This window comes from Pantoea sp. At-9b, assembly GCF_000175935.2.
In the GTDB taxonomy this organism is placed as follows: Bacteria; Pseudomonadota; Gammaproteobacteria; order Enterobacterales; family Enterobacteriaceae; genus Pantoea.
In genome coordinates, this window is sequence record NC_014837.1 from 31,715 (window position 1) to 48,676 (window position 16,962).

Annotated in this window: 16 protein-coding genes; 9 read left to right on the forward strand and 7 right to left on the reverse strand. The window is 46.7% G+C overall.

Going from position 1 to position 16,962, the window contains the following annotated elements:
• Positions 1-4: 4 nt before the first annotated feature.
• The 4 genes from PAT9B_RS00155 to PAT9B_RS00170 all read left to right on the forward strand — a co-directional run bounded on the left by PAT9B_RS00155 (position 5) and on the right by PAT9B_RS00170 (position 3,290).
• Positions 5-661 carry a hypothetical protein gene (locus tag PAT9B_RS00155; RefSeq protein WP_013507229.1) on the forward strand — a complete coding sequence of 219 codons (657 nt, stop codon included), beginning with the start codon at positions 5-7 and terminating at the stop codon, positions 659-661.
• A gap of 102 nt (positions 662-763) precedes the next feature.
• Positions 764-1,300, forward strand: coding sequence for a primosomal protein DnaT (dnaT, locus tag PAT9B_RS00160; protein ID WP_013507230.1), 537 nt, complete (start codon positions 764-766; stop codon positions 1,298-1,300).
• Positions 1,300-2,040, forward strand: coding sequence for a DNA replication protein DnaC (dnaC, locus tag PAT9B_RS00165; protein WP_013507231.1), 741 nt, complete (start codon positions 1,300-1,302; stop codon positions 2,038-2,040). The genes dnaT and dnaC overlap by 1 nt, the downstream gene beginning before the upstream one ends.
• Positions 2,041-2,156: 116 nt before the next feature.
• On the forward strand, positions 2,157-3,290 hold the full coding sequence (locus tag PAT9B_RS00170) for an ROK family protein (protein WP_013507232.1): 1,134 nt from the start codon (positions 2,157-2,159) through the stop codon (positions 3,288-3,290).
• 34 nt (positions 3,291-3,324) lie between these two features.
• Here PAT9B_RS00170 and PAT9B_RS00175 read toward each other — a convergent pair whose 3' ends face one another.
• Positions 3,325-4,788: a sugar porter family MFS transporter gene (locus PAT9B_RS00175; protein ID WP_013507233.1), complete on the reverse strand. Its 1,464-nt coding sequence runs from the start codon at positions 4,786-4,788 to the stop codon at positions 3,325-3,327.
• Between the two features lie 391 nt (positions 4,789-5,179).
• Here PAT9B_RS00175 and PAT9B_RS00180 point away from each other — a divergent pair, with 391 nt between their 5' ends.
• Positions 5,180-6,172, forward strand: a complete 993-nt coding sequence (locus PAT9B_RS00180; protein ID WP_013507234.1) for a LacI family DNA-binding transcriptional regulator — start codon at positions 5,180-5,182, stop codon at positions 6,170-6,172.
• Between the two features lie 45 nt (positions 6,173-6,217).
• Here the strand turns inward: PAT9B_RS00180 and PAT9B_RS00185 are convergent, their stop codons facing one another.
• Positions 6,218-7,252: an acyltransferase gene (locus PAT9B_RS00185; RefSeq protein ID WP_013507235.1), complete on the reverse strand. Its 1,035-nt coding sequence runs from the start codon at positions 7,250-7,252 to the stop codon at positions 6,218-6,220.
• Positions 7,253-7,489: 237 nt separating this feature from the next.
• A complete protein-coding gene (locus tag PAT9B_RS00190) occupies positions 7,490-8,599 on the reverse strand; it encodes an EpsG family protein (RefSeq protein ID WP_223300453.1) in 1,110 nt (369 codons plus the stop codon).
• Between the two features lie 247 nt (positions 8,600-8,846).
• Here PAT9B_RS00190 and PAT9B_RS00195 point away from each other — a divergent pair, with 247 nt between their 5' ends.
• Together PAT9B_RS00195 and PAT9B_RS00200 are read left to right on the forward strand one after the other, a co-directional pair.
• Positions 8,847-9,812 carry an alpha/beta hydrolase gene (locus tag PAT9B_RS00195; RefSeq protein WP_223300454.1) on the forward strand — a complete coding sequence of 322 codons (966 nt, stop codon included), beginning with the start codon at positions 8,847-8,849 and terminating at the stop codon, positions 9,810-9,812.
• A 115-nt stretch (positions 9,813-9,927) separates the two neighbouring features.
• The gene (locus PAT9B_RS00200; RefSeq protein WP_013507238.1) at positions 9,928-10,326 is read left to right on the forward strand and encodes a helix-turn-helix domain-containing protein; all 399 of its coding nucleotides are present in this window, start codon (positions 9,928-9,930) and stop codon (positions 10,324-10,326) included.
• Here the strand turns inward: PAT9B_RS00200 and PAT9B_RS00205 are convergent.
• From PAT9B_RS00205 to PAT9B_RS00215, 4 genes are all read right to left on the reverse strand, one after another.
• Positions 10,283-11,131 carry an AraC family transcriptional regulator gene (locus PAT9B_RS00205; protein ID WP_013507239.1) on the reverse strand — a complete coding sequence of 283 codons (849 nt, stop codon included), beginning with the start codon at positions 11,129-11,131 and terminating at the stop codon, positions 10,283-10,285. The genes PAT9B_RS00200 and PAT9B_RS00205 overlap by 44 nt on opposite strands.
• Before the next feature lie 197 nt (positions 11,132-11,328).
• Positions 11,329-12,105, reverse strand: a complete 777-nt coding sequence (gene ptuB / locus PAT9B_RS29550; RefSeq protein ID WP_013507240.1) for a retron Ec78 anti-phage system effector HNH endonuclease PtuB — start codon at positions 12,103-12,105, stop codon at positions 11,329-11,331.
• Positions 12,105-13,748 carry a retron Ec78 anti-phage system effector ATPase PtuA gene (ptuA, locus tag PAT9B_RS00210; RefSeq protein WP_013507241.1) on the reverse strand — a complete coding sequence of 548 codons (1,644 nt, stop codon included), beginning with the start codon at positions 13,746-13,748 and terminating at the stop codon, positions 12,105-12,107. The genes ptuB and ptuA overlap by 1 nt, the downstream gene beginning before the upstream one ends.
• Positions 13,748-14,791: a retron St85 family RNA-directed DNA polymerase gene (locus PAT9B_RS00215; protein WP_223300455.1), complete on the reverse strand. Its 1,044-nt coding sequence runs from the start codon at positions 14,789-14,791 to the stop codon at positions 13,748-13,750. The genes ptuA and PAT9B_RS00215 overlap by 1 nt, the downstream gene beginning before the upstream one ends.
• Positions 14,792-15,231: 440 nt before the next feature.
• On the opposite strand from PAT9B_RS00215, the gene PAT9B_RS00220 reads away from it, so the two are divergent.
• Both PAT9B_RS00220 and PAT9B_RS00225 read left to right on the forward strand, forming a co-directional pair.
• Positions 15,232-15,858 carry a hypothetical protein gene (locus tag PAT9B_RS00220; RefSeq protein ID WP_013507243.1) on the forward strand — a complete coding sequence of 209 codons (627 nt, stop codon included), beginning with the start codon at positions 15,232-15,234 and terminating at the stop codon, positions 15,856-15,858.
• A complete protein-coding gene (locus PAT9B_RS00225) occupies positions 15,842-16,927 on the forward strand; it encodes an ImmA/IrrE family metallo-endopeptidase (protein WP_013507244.1) in 1,086 nt (361 codons plus the stop codon). The genes PAT9B_RS00220 and PAT9B_RS00225 overlap by 17 nt, the downstream gene beginning before the upstream one ends.
• The last annotated feature ends 35 nt before the right edge of the window (positions 16,928-16,962 follow it).

The window sequence follows — 16,962 nt, forward strand, 5'->3', positions numbered from 1 at the left end:
TAAAATGCGCGAAAATTTAATTATTCTTGGCCGTGAGCTTACGGCATTTATCATCAGTGGAGCGGTTCTGGTTTTGGCGCTGGCGATGGTCTACATCGACGTCAACTGGATGAATGATGCACTACATGAAACGTCTTTCACCGAACTGACACAGGAAGCCATGCTGGCGGTGATTGCGGGTCTGTTTTTCTATGCTTCACGCCAACGCCCGGCTCTGATCCTGGTCGGTGGCTTCTTCACCTGCATGCTTATCCGTGAACTGGATTTCCTGTTCGATATGATCGAGCTGGGATGCTGGGTGTGGTTTGCGCTGGCGATGGCAGCGGCTTCACTGGCGCTGGCGTTACGCCATCCTAAAGCCATTCTGCCGGGGCTGGTGGCGCTGGTTCAGCATCGTAGCTGGCAGATGATGGCCAGTGGCCTGCTGATTGTGCTGGTGTTCTCACGTCTGTTTGGGATGCACCAGCTGTGGCAGCATCTGATGTTGGATGGCTACAACCGGGTGGTGAAAAACATGGCTGAAGAGGGCAGTGAGCTTTTGGGTTACAGCCTCTGTCTGATCGCCTCGGTGCGGTATTTGTGGCAAACCCGCCCGCAACCCGTCAGTGTCCCAGCGGCCGCCCGCGCGGAACACATCCAGCCACAGATCGTGACCCGCTAACCTTTTTGGCGATCCTGCGCGCTAAAACAGGTACACTGCAACCTTAGCGTCGGGCGGGATACCCCGTTCGGCGCACTGGGCTTGTCAACGTCAGGTTTCTTCATGTCAGTCAAAATCTTAACTTCTACGCTGGTCGGGTTGGATGGCTTTTGCCAGGACCCGCTCACGGTGCTGCAACAGGCAGAAAATGGCACGCTGGCGGTGTTGCATCATAATGCACCGGCGTTTTATGCGCTGACGCCACAGCGGTTGGCACAATTGCTGGCGCTGGAAGCCGCCGCGCAGCAACCCAGCGATGTCACCCTGGATGACAGCTTGTTTGATACTTCGCTTCCGCCGATAGCGGCTCCGGTTGGGAAATTCGCCATGTATGCGGGCTGGCAGCCGGATGCCGATTTTCAACGCCAGGCGGCCATCTGGGGCGTGGCGCTGAGCGAACCGGTAACCCCGGCTGAGCTGGCGACTTTTGTCGCTTATTGGCAGGCGGAAGGGCGATTGTTCCATCATGTGCAGTGGCAGCAGAAGTTAGCGCGCAGCGTGCAAATGAACCGGGCAGCCAATGGTGGGCAGCCGAAGCGTGATATCACGCAGATCAGCAATACTGATTATGATATTCCCGATGGTTTCCGAGGTGAGTGATGAAAACGCCGAACGATCTATTCAACCGTCTGAAAAAACTGATGCCGGCAGATGTAAAGCCAAAATTCACCAGTGGTGAAGAGTTGCTGGCCTGGAACCAGGAGCAGGGCCGCCTGCGTTCTGAGGCGATTGTGCGTGAAAACCGTGCGATGAAAATGCAGCGTATTATGGGTCGTTCCGGCATCCGTGAGCTGCATATGAACTGCTCGTTCGACAACTATCGGGTGGAAAATGAAGGGCAACGCAAGGCGTTAAGCCTGGCGAGGGAATACGCCGCAGGCTTTGACAACAGTATCTCCAGCTTTGTGTTTTCCGGTCGCCCCGGCACCGGTAAAAATCATCTGGCGGCGGCAATCGGCAATGACCTGATTATTCGCGGCAAGAGCGTGCTGATTGTCACGGTGGCGGATTTGATGTCGAGCATGAAAGGCACCTTCAGCGGCGGGAGCGATATCACCGAAGAACGCCTGTTGCAGGATCTCAGCACCGTTGATCTGCTGGTGATCGATGAGATCGGCATGCAGAGCGAATCACGCTATGAAAAAGTGATCATCAATCAGATTGTTGATCGCCGCTCCTCCTCCAAACGCCCGACGGGCATGTTGTCGAACCTCGATCCGGCGGGCATGAATGCGCTGCTGGGAGAACGCGTGATGGACCGTATGCGCCTTGGCAACAGCTTGTGGGTGCGCTTCGACTGGGAAAGTTACCGCAGCCGCGTGCGCGGCGATGAGTATTAATTATCCAACCTCATTTTACCTGGTGCGCCACGTCAAAAATGGCAACAAAGTCTGAGATAAAGCGCACCCGGACACTGCTACACTGAACCTCTTCCATTCTGCCGGTTGAGGTTGTCATGAAAGCGATGGGCAAAGGGCCAGCGTTATTACGACTGAATAACCTGAAGCGGGTGATGACGCAGCTGCGTCATACCCGAGTGACCTCCCGCCAGGATTTAGCCCAGGCATTAACCCTCAGCAAAAATACCGTTTCGCTGATTGTGGATGACTTACTGGCGCAGGGATTGATCAATGAGCTGGGGCCGGTGAGCGTCGCGGCTGCCGGGCGACCGAAAATTGAGATCGCGTTACGTCCAGAAAAGCTCAAAAGTGCAGGCATAATGGTGGAACGTCAGGCCATACACTGGCGGGTTTGCGACTATTTCTCCCAGGTGATTGCCGAGCAGACCTGGCGCACCGACACCAGCGACCCAGCAGCGCTACTCCAGGAGCTGGTAGAGTGCTGCCAGGCCTTGCGGGCAGCGCATCCTGAACTGATTGGTGTTGCGATGGGTTTTCCTGGCATCGTCGATCCGTTGCGTGGCTGGATGCATTTCTCTTCCCATCTTGGCTGGCAGGACGTGGATTTGCTGACGCCGTTGCGACGCGGGATTGATCTGCCATTACGTATCATGAATAACGTCAAAGCGGCGGCGTTGCTGTCGGTGCAGCAACTGGCGCTGGATAAAAGCCAAAGCCATTTCTATTTGCGCATTGCCGAAGGGATTGGCGGTGCGTTAGTGCAGCACGGTGAAGTGTTTACCGGCAGCAGTTGGACTGCGGGTGAGGTGGGGCATTTGACGGTTCAACCCAACGGCGCTCGCTGTAGCTGTGGACGTTTGGGGTGCCTGGAAGCCCTGGTCAGCCAGCCCGCCATTCAACAACAGCTGACGCGACGTAAACCGGGTCTGCGCTGGCAGCAGCGTGACAGCGAACCGGCAATTGTCGACGCGGTGATGGGCGAAGCGGGCGCGCAGCTCGGGAGCGCACTGAGTCAGGTAATGCTGTTACTTAACCCGGCCAGCATTATGATTGATGCTGCGTGGAATGCCTCTCCCACCTTTATTCAGGCGGTGCAGCAGGCCGCCGGAGCGAGCACGCTGGAATTTACCTTCGCGCATACCGCGCTGCATTTTCTGCCGCAGCGCATCGATCCCGCCAACGGTTTAGCACTGGCGGTGATTGAACAGTATGAGCAGCGGATGGGATGAAAAGGGTGCGCATCAACGCGCACCCGGGGTGATGCTAGTGACGCGGAATATTCAGTGATTCACTGGTTTTTGCACTGCCGGTGCTGGCTGGCAGATCTGCCTCAACATTAAACTTCTCCAGTACCAGACCGTGAATTTTCTCCAGCGATACCCCGGCAGTTTCCGGTAAATAACGGAAGGTGAAGAAGTACATACCGAGCGAGAAAATCGCGAACAGCAGCAGCGGGAAGCCACCGTGGAACATGTCGATCAGCAGTGGATTGCTGTTCATGATCGGGAAGGTGGTACTGATGACAAAGTTTGCCATCGACATCGCGCAGATCGAGATCCCCACGCAGATGGAACGAATTTCCGTCGGGAAGATTTCACCCAGCACCGTCCAGACAATCTGTCCCCAGGTCATGCCGAAGAAAATCATATACGCGAACAGGCCGATCACCGGCAGCAGGCCGGGCAGGTGATAGTAGAAGGCGATGAACGAGTAGGCGAGGAAGATACAAGAGGTGATAGCACCCAGCAGCAGCAGTTTGCGACGCCCCACTTTATCGATCAGCGTCATCCCGGCCAGCACACCGATAAACTGGCAAACCGACAGCCAGAAGGTTTGCAACAGCGCCGAATCGACACTGCCGGAGACATTCTTCAGCAGCGTCGGCCCGAAATACTGAATCACGTTGATGCCGCTGATTTGGTTGCCGACCGCCAGACCGATGCCGATCACCAGCAAAGGCACGGTGGTTTTATCCAGACGAAAGCGTGCCTTATGCTGGCGCGCGGTTTCATCAGAGAACGAGTGTTTGATCTCACTAAAGACGCTCTCCGCGTGTTCGCGATTGGAGATTTTGGTCAGCGTATCCAGCGCCGCATCATATTTGCCTTTCAGCACGTTCCAGCGCGGTGATTCCGGGATAAAAGCGATAAAGAAGATAAACAGCGCACACGGCACCAGCGCCGTTGCCAGAATATAACGCCATCCCATTGCGATCATCGCTTCCGGCAGCATCGATTTGGTGATGAAGTAGTTGGTCAGCAACACCACCGATTGTCCCCCGACACAACATACCGCGTACAGTGCGGTGGTGCGGCCACGAAACTTTGAAGGCGACAACTCGGCCAGATAAATGGGGGAAATCACGGAAGCGAGGCCAATCGCCAGTCCACCAATCATGCGGAACAGGACGAACACCGTGAAGTTATGCGCAATGGCGGTACCAATGACCGAAACGGTAAACAGTAACGCGGTAATGGCGAGGGATTTTTTTCGCCCCAGCGCATCGCTCAAACGTGGCGCGATAAAGCAGCCGACCAGACTGCCGAGCAGAATGTTAGACACGGCCCAGCCGGTTTCTGCCGGAGTCAGCTGGAAGTATTCACTTAACGGTTCGATAGCACCGGAGATGATGGAAGAGTCATAGCCCATCAGCAGCCCGCCAAATGCGGCGACGGTGCAACAGAGAATGACATACTTCATGTTGTAGCGCTTTTGCCTGGTATTCATTGTTATAGCCCCTTGTCTCTACCGCCTGAACGTTGCTTGTCCAGAAAGAGGAATGTTGTAGGTTGTCGATGTTCCGTTAATTCGCACAGGGTACTCATATTGGAATATATTTTCTAAATGGATATTTTTGGATCATTTTTTCCAAAATGTGTGAGGTATGTTGCGAAAATTGCGGTTTGGGTTAAGTGGGTTAAAGTTTATCCAGATGAAATGATAGGTTTTTTGTCATTGCTGCCAGAGCGGAGCATTGCACAACTTGCTTTTCTCTGGAATTTTCATTCTGAAATGACAGGAAAATAACGGGTTATCACCCTGGCACGGCTTGGTTTCATTTTTTTCCGGGCAGCAGGCATAATACGTTGATTGAAAGGCCGTCTTTGCGGACATCGCGATGAAAACGCAGCGCATCACCCTGGATGATATTGCCACCCTGGCGGGGGTCACCAAGATGACGGTGAGCCGATATTTACGCACGCCGGAAAAAGTAAAAACGGAAACGGCCGACAAAATTGCCAGCGTGATTGCCGAGATTGGTTATACGCCCGATCCTGACAACCTTGCCCAGACCAGCTCCAGCCCACCGCGCATTGGTGTGCTTATTCCCTCCTTTAATAATCAAATCTTTGCCGATCTGCTGGCGGGTATCGAGTCGGTGACCAGCGCGCAGGGCTACCAAACGCTGGTGGTCAACTATGACTACAACCCGCAGCGGGAAGAAGAACAAATCGCCACGGTGCTGGCGCTGAATATTAAAGGGCTGATCCTCACCGAATCGGTGCACACGGTACGCGCCGAAAAATACCTGAAAGCCGCCAGCATCCCGGTGGCGGAAGTCATGGGGCTGACCGAGGCGCGCGATCGCATCAATGTGGGCTTTGATAACTATCGTGCCGGGTACGACATGACGGCGATGCTACTGGCGAGCGGCAAAAAGCGCGTGATCTACTTTGGCTCCATGTCGGATCGCCGCGATGAACAACGCTATGCCGGGTACTGTGATGCGGTGTCAGCGGCGGGATTGCCAGAAGGGCGCATCGTACCGAACAAGGTTTCCTCGGTGTCGATTGGCACTGGCATGATGACGCTGGCACGCCAACTCTACCCGGATATGGACGCGATTCTGTGCACCAATGATGATCTGGCGGTAGGGGTGTTGCAGGAGTGCCATGCGGCGGGCATTGCCGTGCCGCAGTCGATGGCGATAGCCGGTTTTCACGGGCTGGAAATTGGTCAGGTCACCACGCCCCGGCTGGCGAGTGTTATCACGCCACGTTTCGAAATGGGTAAGGTGGCGACCGAGATCGTCATTAAAAAGATTAACCACCTGCCGACCATCGAACAGGTCAATCTGCACTATCGCTTGTCGATGGGAGCCACCATCTGAAAAACAAAAAACCCGCTCATTTCTGAACGGGTTTTTTGTTTACCGCTAATCGCGTGCGGTGTTGCCAGCAATCGGTGGCGGCGTGTGGTGCGCGCGCTTCAGGAAGCGGCTTTCCAGCAAATTCCACGAGGTATAGGCCAGCGCCAGAGTAATAACAATCGTCAGCAGTACGCCGAGGTAGGCGTTGGCGCTGAACACGCCGAAATGTTGCAGCAACTGAATAATCGGCCAGTGATAGAGGTACATGCCATAAGACAGGTCACCGTACTGGCTGATTTTGATCTCACTGCACAGGTTGGTGCAGAACAGAATCACCACGGAAGAGAAGGCGATGGGCGCGATAAGGAAGGTGTAGTCGGTGTTTTTGAACAACAGAAACACCACCAGCGACACAATGGTGATTTCTTTCAGGCGATCAAAGGCAGGTTGATACGTCGCCAGCAGACTACCAAAGAAGAAGTAAGAGGCGAGTGAGATAAACTGTTTCGCCAGGGTATCGGCTTTAGGACCGGTATACACCATCGAGAAATAGAAGAACCACAGGCTGGAGATGATGAAAATCGCTATCCAGACTTTCAGCGGGCTTTTCTTCATCAGCGGCAGGACAAAAGGCAGCAGGACGTAAAGCGTCAGCTCAGCCTTAATCGTCCACAGCGAACCATCCATTGGCTGGTTGGGGTTATCGGTGAATACCCCAGGGAGCGAAGGTTGGATGAAGTTGAGGAACGAAAAATTCGCGATCAGATACTTAATAGTTTCTTTGTTCTTCAGAAAATCGACGATGGGCAGAGTAGTGACGCACATCCCAATCACAAAACACATAATCACCACAAAAATATAAGCAGGGAAAATGCGTTGTACGCGTTTAATAAAATAGGAGGTGAGTGATTTACTTCTCAAGTAACTTTGAGCAATAAGAAAACCACTTATTGCGAAAAATCCCCTTACGGCAAAATCCCCATTCAGGAAGTGCGACAGGAAACGAATGTCAGCATTTCTCGTCACTTCGGCTGAATGCACCAGTAACACGATAAAGGCGAGCGATAGTCGGACGATGTCGAAGTTATTTTTTTCGTTCATATCTGCATTCTTTCATTGAGTGACGTTGCGCCAGTAAAACCGTTAATAGATTTTACATGAGTTGTTAGGAATATTCCGATCACTGCTGACGCAGATGTACTTCTATTAGAGTTTTAAAATATTCAAAAAGCAAGCTAAGCCCCGATCAGGAAAGATATTCGGATTTTCCTTATGTGTCTATCGGGCGATTCTTAAATATAAATAACGCGCTGGCAGCAGAGGCCAGCGCATGGTTGATTAACGGAACAACTGGAAAGTCCGTGACACTTCGTAACCGGTTATCGACTGTTTGCTTGAAATAGTATTGTAATAAAGATAATAGAGCACCATTAAAACCGTCACGCCGACTGCCAGCAATTTCATTACTTTTTTGGTTTCCCAGATGCACAGGGAAATAAGCACCGGTTCAACCTGCAACAGATAGTTTGCCAGGCGGCCACCCGAGGCGTAATCCTGCAATGCCATCCTTAAACCACTACCAATCGCAAAGGTAATAACCAGAATGTAGTAAAGGCGAAACTTCTCTTCGTCGAAATTCTTAATCTTGTCACTCAGCAGCATAAAGCTAAAGATAAAGACGAAACCGATATTTTTCAGGTTGGACAGCGTGATGATACCTTGTTCCTGTGCGGAATCCTGGTTGGCATAGCCCATTGCCCTGTCGCCCAATGAACCAATATGGCTGGAGATGAGCGAAATCAACGCCGAGCTGCCCATAAAGGCGAGCGGCAGACTGGCGACCACGATAAGTATCGGAATGTACTTGTTTTTCTTTACGATCAAGGCCATCGGGATCAGCAGTGCAACAATACCCGTAGCATGGCTGATAAAAGACAGGATGAAGGTGGTGATCATCCCCGGCCTACTTCTGCGAGCGAAATGATAGACAAAGCCCATCAGAAACGCTGAACACAAACCAAAGCGAATCTGGTTCATATCTTTGTTGATAAATAAGTGTGCAGAATAAACGGCAAGGGCAACTAAAGGTAACGGTGTCAACTTACGGAAATAATGCGCGTTAACGCAGACCGCTATCATAGTAAAGACGTAGATAAAGATATCGGGGTTAGCGGTAAATATTCTGGTGAAACCGGCAATGGCATAAATGGCCGGTTCATAGCGGAAGTTGATAACGGCATTCCAGAATCCTTCGATAACAATTTGATCGATGAATTGAGAAAAGAACTGGCGATATTGAAAATCATCCAGACCCGTGCCAAGACCACGAATTCCGCCAAAGGTAAAAAGCACGACCACGGCAACAAAATAAAGATATAATCGGATTCGCGCTGTGTTTTCATCTTTACTAAGCATGACTTCAACTATTGCAATGAAGGTCAAACTCAAGCTTATGATCCAGTAAATTCCCATGGTCACAGATTCTTATAGTTTAAAATTTACTTATAACATAGGGTGTTGTTAACGTAAACATGAGAAAAGTCTAATTTTTTCTGGTCCGGTATTATATTGAGTGAAAAAGAGGATGATTATTTGCTACCTTTCTCTACAGGTTCGATTGGACTTATTATAATGTCAGGTTTTTCTTCTGGGGCAGGATTCTGATGCAGAATGTTGTGCCGTAGCGGCACTCACCATGAATGTTTATCATTGTTTTTACTCAGGATTTGGAGCCAGAGAGATGAAGTCACCTTTTTTATCTGCATTGATTTTCCTGTTTTATCTTCCTTGTGCTTTTGCCAATAAGGAAATTCCTATCTGGCCAAATGAAGTGTCAGGAAATAATACAGTTATTAATTTTAGTAAAAATCCGGCAGATAATAATCGTGCTGTCACCAAAGTGGATTCTCCAGAAATGATTTATGTCCCGCCCACCGGAAAAAATAACCATTCGGCGGTGCTAATCATTCCCGGTGGTGGCTTTTCTTATATTATGCAGGATCTGGAAGGGTTGGATGTCGCAAAGGTTCTGAGTAAAAAAGGTTATTCCTCTTTTGTATTGCTTTATCGTATGCCGCGCGGCGGTTCTGAGGTTAATCGTAATAATGCTTTTGCTGATGTTCAGCGCGCTATGCGCCTGATTCGCGCCAGTGCGAGCCAATATCGTATTGCCCCGGACCAGATTGGGGTGATGGGCTTTTCCGCTGGTGCCTATCTGGCGGCAAACGTCAGTAACGATCCCGATGCCTCCAATTATCCGCCACAAGATAACGCGGATAAGGTTCCCGCCCGTCCTGATTTTGCTGCGTTGATCTACCCGGTGGTGTCGCTGAAAGACGGCATCACCCATAACGGCACGCGTGCAGCAATGTTTGGCAAAGATATTAGCGATGACATCAAACAACGTTTCTCGCAGGAAGACCGCGTAACAGCCAATACGCCGCCCACTTTTCTTGCTCAGGCGCTCAATGATGGCACCGCTTCGCCGCAGAACGCACTGCGCATGTTTGAAGCTTTGCGTAAAAACAAGGTGGCGGTGGAGCTGCATCTGTTCCAACAGGGCGGCCATGGTTTCGGTATCGTGAAGAAACAGGATATTCCGGCAAAAAACTGGCCGACGCTGTTTAGTGACTGGCAGGCGAGTTTGGTGAAGCAACCCTAACTCACCACCCGCCGGGGAAATTTGGCGAGTTATCGACATTGATTGGCCTGAAGCAGCAACATCGCCAGTTGCCGACTTTTTATAATCCTCCTGACTGACCGCATCAGGAGGAATTATGGATATCAACGTGGCCTTCATACATCAGTTGCTGCTCTGGATTGAAGCGAATATCGAGCAAAAACTGATTCTGGAAACTGTTGCTCAGCGGGCGGGGTATTCGCAGTGGCATCTGCAACGTTTGTTCCGTAGCTATACCGGCATTGCGCTGGGAAGCTATATTCGCGAAAGGAAGTTAACGGCATCGGTGATAGCGTTGTTAACCGACAACACTCCTCTGATGCATATTGCGTTGCAGTTTGGCTTTGATTCACAGCAGACCTACTGCCGCACCTTTCGCCGTATGTTTAACCTGCCGCCAGGTGCCTTCCGCCGTAAGTATCAGCACAGCCTGCCGCCTATTGATGGACCGGCTAGCCTGTTGATGCTGCGTCCGCATGGTCAGCCGCAGCCGTAAAATATTTGCCCGGTGTCGAGCCGAATGCATGACGAAACGCACTGATGTAGCTGCTGACATTCTCGAATCCAACCTGCCAGGCGACCTGCTGCACGCTGTTGCCCGCCGCTAATCCCTCCAGCGATTTCAATAACCGCGAGGTCTGGCGATATTTTGTCAGGCTCATCCCTGTGGCGCTGGCCCAGTGGCGGCTCAGACTTCTGGGACTAAAACCTGCCCAGCGGGCTAACTCGGGGCCGGTTCGCATGTCAGATGGGCTGTCGATCAGCAGACGCGCGATCTGGAGCAACCGCGGATCTTCCGGCAAAGGCAGCGTGAGCGGCTGGACAGTCGCTTCATAGAGTTCATCAAGGAATACCTGCCCCAGCCGGTGATAACGTTCACTTCCCCATAACGCTGGTGTTAAGGTCGCCAGCCTTTCGGCAAGGAGTTCCAGCACTGCCGGGCAGGACATCAATACCGGATGATCAGGCAATGGCGCGGCGAGAACTTCATCAATCAGCACCGTCCAACCCTGCACCTGACCCGGTCCTACAATCGCGTGTTCAAAATGTGGCGGAACCCAACCGACTAAACGTGGTGGATTGGCGAAGATACCGGATGGCGTGTTAACCGTCATCAGCCCCTGTTTCAGGCAATACAGTTGTCCGGCGGCATGGCGATGTGTATGTCTCTCCCGAGCCAACTCTTTGGACAACGACACGGCAATCACCTTCGGCGCATTGGGTGCCAGCAACCGCTGAAGTAACTCATCTCTGCGCGGGTCACCAGCAAAAGGGATATTGTCGGATGGATTGATTAACATGCGTTTTCCTGAATGCCTGGCATGAGCAAGGTGGCGGAAGATCACAGGAGTCGACATTACTAATTGAGCGTTGGATGTAATTTTAGAGGCAAGTCATGCAAGGAGGAATATCTCCCTAAAAATCATTTAATACCAGATATTAGTAATGGTATTAACAATTTGTGAAAATTTAGGAATAAAAAACCATTTGCAATATGTCAACCATCATATTCAGTTTCTTGTAAAACTCCTTCTGCTGCTGGGCCTAAGTACCATCGTATCGCTGAGAAAAAAGGAGATAGTCTATGTTCATTATCGGGTAAAAGATAAACATTAGATAGTTCTTTTAATCCATCTTGCAAGTTATTATCAGTAAATAAAAGTAATTCATCCCTTATCTTACTTATTATTGCACTTCTAAAGCGTTTAATTTTATTCGAATTAAGGTTCAAATGTTCAATGGTATTATTAGCTCTATCTATCTTTTCTACAGGACATTGACTTGATACCAAAATAGTACCACCTTCGGTGTACTGAAAGAGTGACGGAAAAGCAGGTATATCAACAGTTGGATCTAGAATGATTGCTGTCCAGTCATTGTTCGATTTTGGCACGTCACAATGAGTTTCTGGATTGCTATACCTTTCCTCTTTGTCTACTACATATGGTGTATTTCCTCCAGTGCAGCAACCAAATAAATTTGGCCAATGCAAAGCATAATTAATCCCATCATTTCTTGACTCATTTTTTTTGGGGTTTTCAGGAAAGAAATGTTCTACCCTAAAATCATCGAATCCAATCCCTTCCGCATCTTTGAGGTCGATCTCACAATAAAGGCAAAGTCCAAACTGTTGATTTTTAAGGTTATCAGTGACGGATTTAATTGCTTCAGGTCCAGCGTTCTGTCTGAAGCCCGTTTTCCAGCTACTAGTGGGATTCGCTAATTTATATTCAGATAAGAGTCTGGGTTCACTTCCTTTCTTTATTTTTTTCATTAATTCTTCCCTCTTCTAAATTCGCGGAGCCTTACATCCATCTGGATTTTTTTCATAACTGGATCATGCTTACCTGCCCATTCCTCCAGTTGGGTTTTTAATTCTTTCGCTTCATCTGTATCCCATAATTCGTTAACAACCAATTCCTGATATCGATTAAGCATTTTGACTTGTTCAATATTTTCGGGACGAGATTTAACAAGAAATATATCCTCAAGAATCATATCTGATTCTGAACCAAGTGAAAACTCTGCCTCATCTATACTCAGCATTCCATTTTCGTCATTGCGTAGAATTTTAATACAATGATTGGGAACAGTTGATAAGACTTGTGGACTATGAGTTGTTAATATAAATTGGACGTTAGGAAATGTATCTCGTAAATTTCCAACAATTTCTTGTTGCCATTTAGGATGCAGATGTAAATCAATTTCATCAATTATCACCACGCCATAACCATTCAAAGCATCAATTCCCTTATCGGGATTGAGCAGTATCAATCTCCGACTAATATCACTCACTAAAGAAAATAGAGCCTTTTCACCTTGAGAAAGATCTGTGGCTGAAATGGTTATGCCATTTTTATCGAGCAAAATTGAAACACTGGTTTTATCAACTTTCATCCTTATATTGTCAATATTCATAAACTTGTAAATAGCTTCTTTGACAATAGTAACAATATTACTATCGGCAGTTTTCAGTGTTATTTGAAGTTCTTTTATTTCTGAACGAAGAGAATCTAGTTCATTTCGTATTTTTTCTGCTATTTGAGAGTTTTCTTTTGTTTCTTCTGCTAAAAAATTATATATATCAAAAGTAGTGTTATATTTAACTTCCAATGATCTAAGTGTGTTTTTAATATCATCTAGCTCGCCATTGTTTTGAGCGCCACAAAATAACATCCACTTTAGCAATTGCCCGAAATTCTTAGACTCTTCAAATGAAGAGTTATAGCCATCTAAATTACTAAAAGCGTAAATCTCGCTATTATTTTTTTGGTCATCTGATTTGATTTCTAATGCACGACTGACAGAATAGTGACAAAAAAGAGGAAGACAGGCTAAGCCTTGACTATTGCTATTATGTGAGTAGTACATTTCAGCTAAGTTCTTAAACTCACTTAATGATCCTCTACTTTTACCTTTGCTATTTTTATTTTTGTATAGCTCTAGTGTAAATGTAGATTTTTCATCAAGAGATAACGTTGTTGTAATGGCACAATCTTTAGAGTCTTCAGCTTTATTTATTTCTATTAGATCAATTCCCTTCCCGTTGGCTCTATTCCTAATACCATTTACTAGCCATGTTGAGGCCTTTACTAGAGACTCAATAATGGAGGTTTTGCCGCTGCCATTTACACCAACAAAAATATTTAAATGTGGATCAAAAGTGATCTTCTTGACGGTTTTTCTTATTCCTTTGTAATTTACTAATTCTAAAGTGGAAAAAAATGGCCTTTTTTCACGAAGGGCTTCATCTATACGGCTGTAATATTCAGATGCTTTCTGTTCATTAATATCAAGAGAATAGCGCCCTGTTTCAAGCCATTCTGCGACCTCAAACATATCGCCTAAATGTCCTTTATCTGCCCCTTCGATTTTTTCAGCTACAGTTCTGGTTGGTTTCCTTTTCTTTCCTTGCATTATTTCCTCCACTGGCCAGAAATTATCATATCAATTAAAGAAACTGAGTATTTTTTTTTCATTCTCTCAATAAATAAAGGTTCAATATGCTTTGAGAATGACAAAAGACCTTGTAGTTTATTTAATTCTGAATCAGTGCAATTACCTAATGAATATTTGTGGATCATTGCAGATATTATTCGTTTCCGTTCTCTCCCTAATGATAGACTATCATTGTTTGTAATTGTAATTCCTGCAATATGTCGGTTATGTGCTTTTGATGAAAAACTAGTTTTAACTTCGTTAATCGTTATTTTTTTTCCAAACTCGCTTACAAGAACATATTGAATTAAATTTTGCATTTTGAATAAGACATCTTTGTGCGGAGTTGAGAAAAATAAGTCATCAGCATAGCGTGTATATTTTATTCCCAGGGGGGTGCATATAGAAGTAATTGTTTCATCAAAAGAAAACATTATGAAGTTAGATATTATTGGAGATGAAGGTGCACCAACACTTAAAATGAGATTTCCAGAGTTAATTTTCTTTGGACTCCAAAATGCAGAACGACGAAGTAATGATTTATCCGATTCGTTTAATTGAATTTTATTTTTTTTAAGCTGTTCTTCAAAAAGACTGGCATCTATGCTATTAAAAAAATCGGCGAGATCCATTCTTAAAAAATAAGAATTTTTTACATGTTGAAGCGCATTATCTTTAATACTGATATTTTTTCTATATGCATAAGCTGCATCATGCACAGGTAATTTGTTAACTAAAAACTCAACTAGTCCCCTTTGAAACACTTTTAGCACTTTTGATGGATGCGCAATCGTGCGCTTACCACCATTTTTTTTAGGGATTGTATAAACTCTATACATTTTGGGGCCGGAGGTAATCACTTTTGCAAGTGACGCAATGAGCCACTTGTCCACATCCTGCTTGGTTACCTTTTGTGATGCATTAGATAGCAGACTAAAGGCCTGTTCTGAAACTAAAGCGCTGGTTAGTAGATGTTGTCTTAGAGTTGTCATTTTATTGACTCTAAAATTTAAGCCCTTCATAAGAAGGGCATTGTTACGCTCTTTACTAGAGGAAGCGAAAGTCTCGCGACCTAAGTGAGTTAACGAGCTTGGGTCGCGAGACTTTCGCAACCACAATGTCGTTCAATAAGTTGGTGTCTGGCGAAGCGCCCGACAAGGCTTGTAAACCGAGCCATAAGCTAAAGAGCAATCTAAGCATATCAGCACGCTTCCCGGCCAGCAAGAAAGCCCATATTTTTAAAATTCGCAAATGCTGATGCTTTCGAGAGCTGATAGGGCACAACAATGAGACTATGCGTACCAAAAGTTACGCTCAACAATTCTTAAGGTAATAAAGATGAATAAAATCATATGGATATTGATTCTTGGAATATTTTTATGAATATTTTGTTGTAAATAATGTGGTTGAGATTTATTCTTCTAAATGACATTTCACAACAATAATTTTCTAGAGATCACATATGTCTTTGATTAATAAAGAAGAAGCTCACTCAGTCTGTCAACCTTACTACAACACCCTGACTTCTGTTTTCGATAATGTTTGGAAAAACTGGCTTCAGAACGATGTTGCACGCCGCTTAGTTGATAAGCGTGTGCGTTCAGCTGTTCTTCGTAATGATGCTTTATTTTTCCTCAAAAACAGTATTGAAACCTCTAATCTTGAAGGGATCAAATATGTAAAAATGCCATATCAGGTTGGTTTTCTCATTCAGGATCGATACTTTGTGAGGATTAAGAAAGGTGACAAGAGCCTTCGTTCTTCCAACTACCCTACTCAAAGAGCTATAGATTTTCATAATCCTGAAATGGACATGTTTGGTGGGCTGGTTCGTTTAGAGTTACTTTACATACTTAGTGATGATGGCGTAGGAATTGATAAAATTGTTCTTACGCAGCGCAATGGCAAGTTTGTTGCTTGGGCAATTGATCTAACAGATGCAAATCTATACGAAATGCCTGTATCTGAGCTTGAATTTAACATACCCCAATCCCAGCCTGTTAAGACGGTTTCTCCAGCAAAAAGTGTTGTGAAGCCAAGACGGGCTAGAAAGGCAGAACCGAAGGTAGAAAATGGTCGCGGAGATTAAGTCAGCAGCAATTCGTCCAGAGATGATTGAATTGCGTCGGAAAATGTTGGGTCTGAGCCAGAAAGAATTGGCTCAGATTATCGCCATTTCTCAAGGGACGTTGTCTAAGATTGAGCAGGGTCTTAAACCAGCTACTGACGACCAAATTGAAAACATCGCAAATGCGCTTAACTGCCCCGTTGAGTTTTTCATGATGTCTGAACGCCTTTACGGTGGACCAATAAGTGCAAATCCTATGTATCGTAAAAAAGCATCGGTCAGTATGAAAGTACTGGACAAGCTTGTTGCGGAAGTAAATGTCCGTATAGCCCACCTTAGAAAACTTTTGCAGTTCGTTGATTTCGAACCTGAATATGAACTTCCGTACTATGACCCTGATGATTACGAAGATAACATTGAGCAAATTGCTCGCAACGTTCGTACAGCATGGCACATTCCGCGTGGACCGATAAAAAATCTTGTCGAAGCGTTAGAAAGGGCAGGGGTTATAATCATCGATTGTGATATGGAAGATACAAGTCTCTCTGGACTCAGCTATAACCTTTCGGGCCTACCGCCGTTAATTTTGATTAATAAAAATCAGCCGATGGACCGCTATAGATTTACCTTGGCACATGAATTGGGTCATCTAGTTATGCACCGTGCTCCTACACCTGAGATGGAGGAGGAGGCTAACTCATTTGCAGCAGAATTGCTTATGCCAGCTTCCGATATTTATAATGATTTAAGAAATGTAAGTATTGAGAGGGCCGCCGCGCTTAAACCATTCTGGCGAACCTCAATGGCTGCATTGTTCTACAGAGCCAAAACGTTAAATGCTATTACAGCAGGCCAGAGCGATTGGATCTGGAGACAGATGTCTATCAAACGCTATAAGGTTGATGAGCCTGTAAAACTGGATGTAAATGGGGAAAAACCCACTTTACTGAATGCCATCATTGATCATGCTAAAGAAGAGCTTGGTTATGATCAGAATGAACTCGCATCTATATTCAACCTGTTTTTACCCGAGGTTAACCAGTTGTACTCACTTGGTACGCAAAATCAGCATTTACGATTGGTAAATTAATCAGCGGTGGCTGAGCAGATTCGTAACTCAGCCAT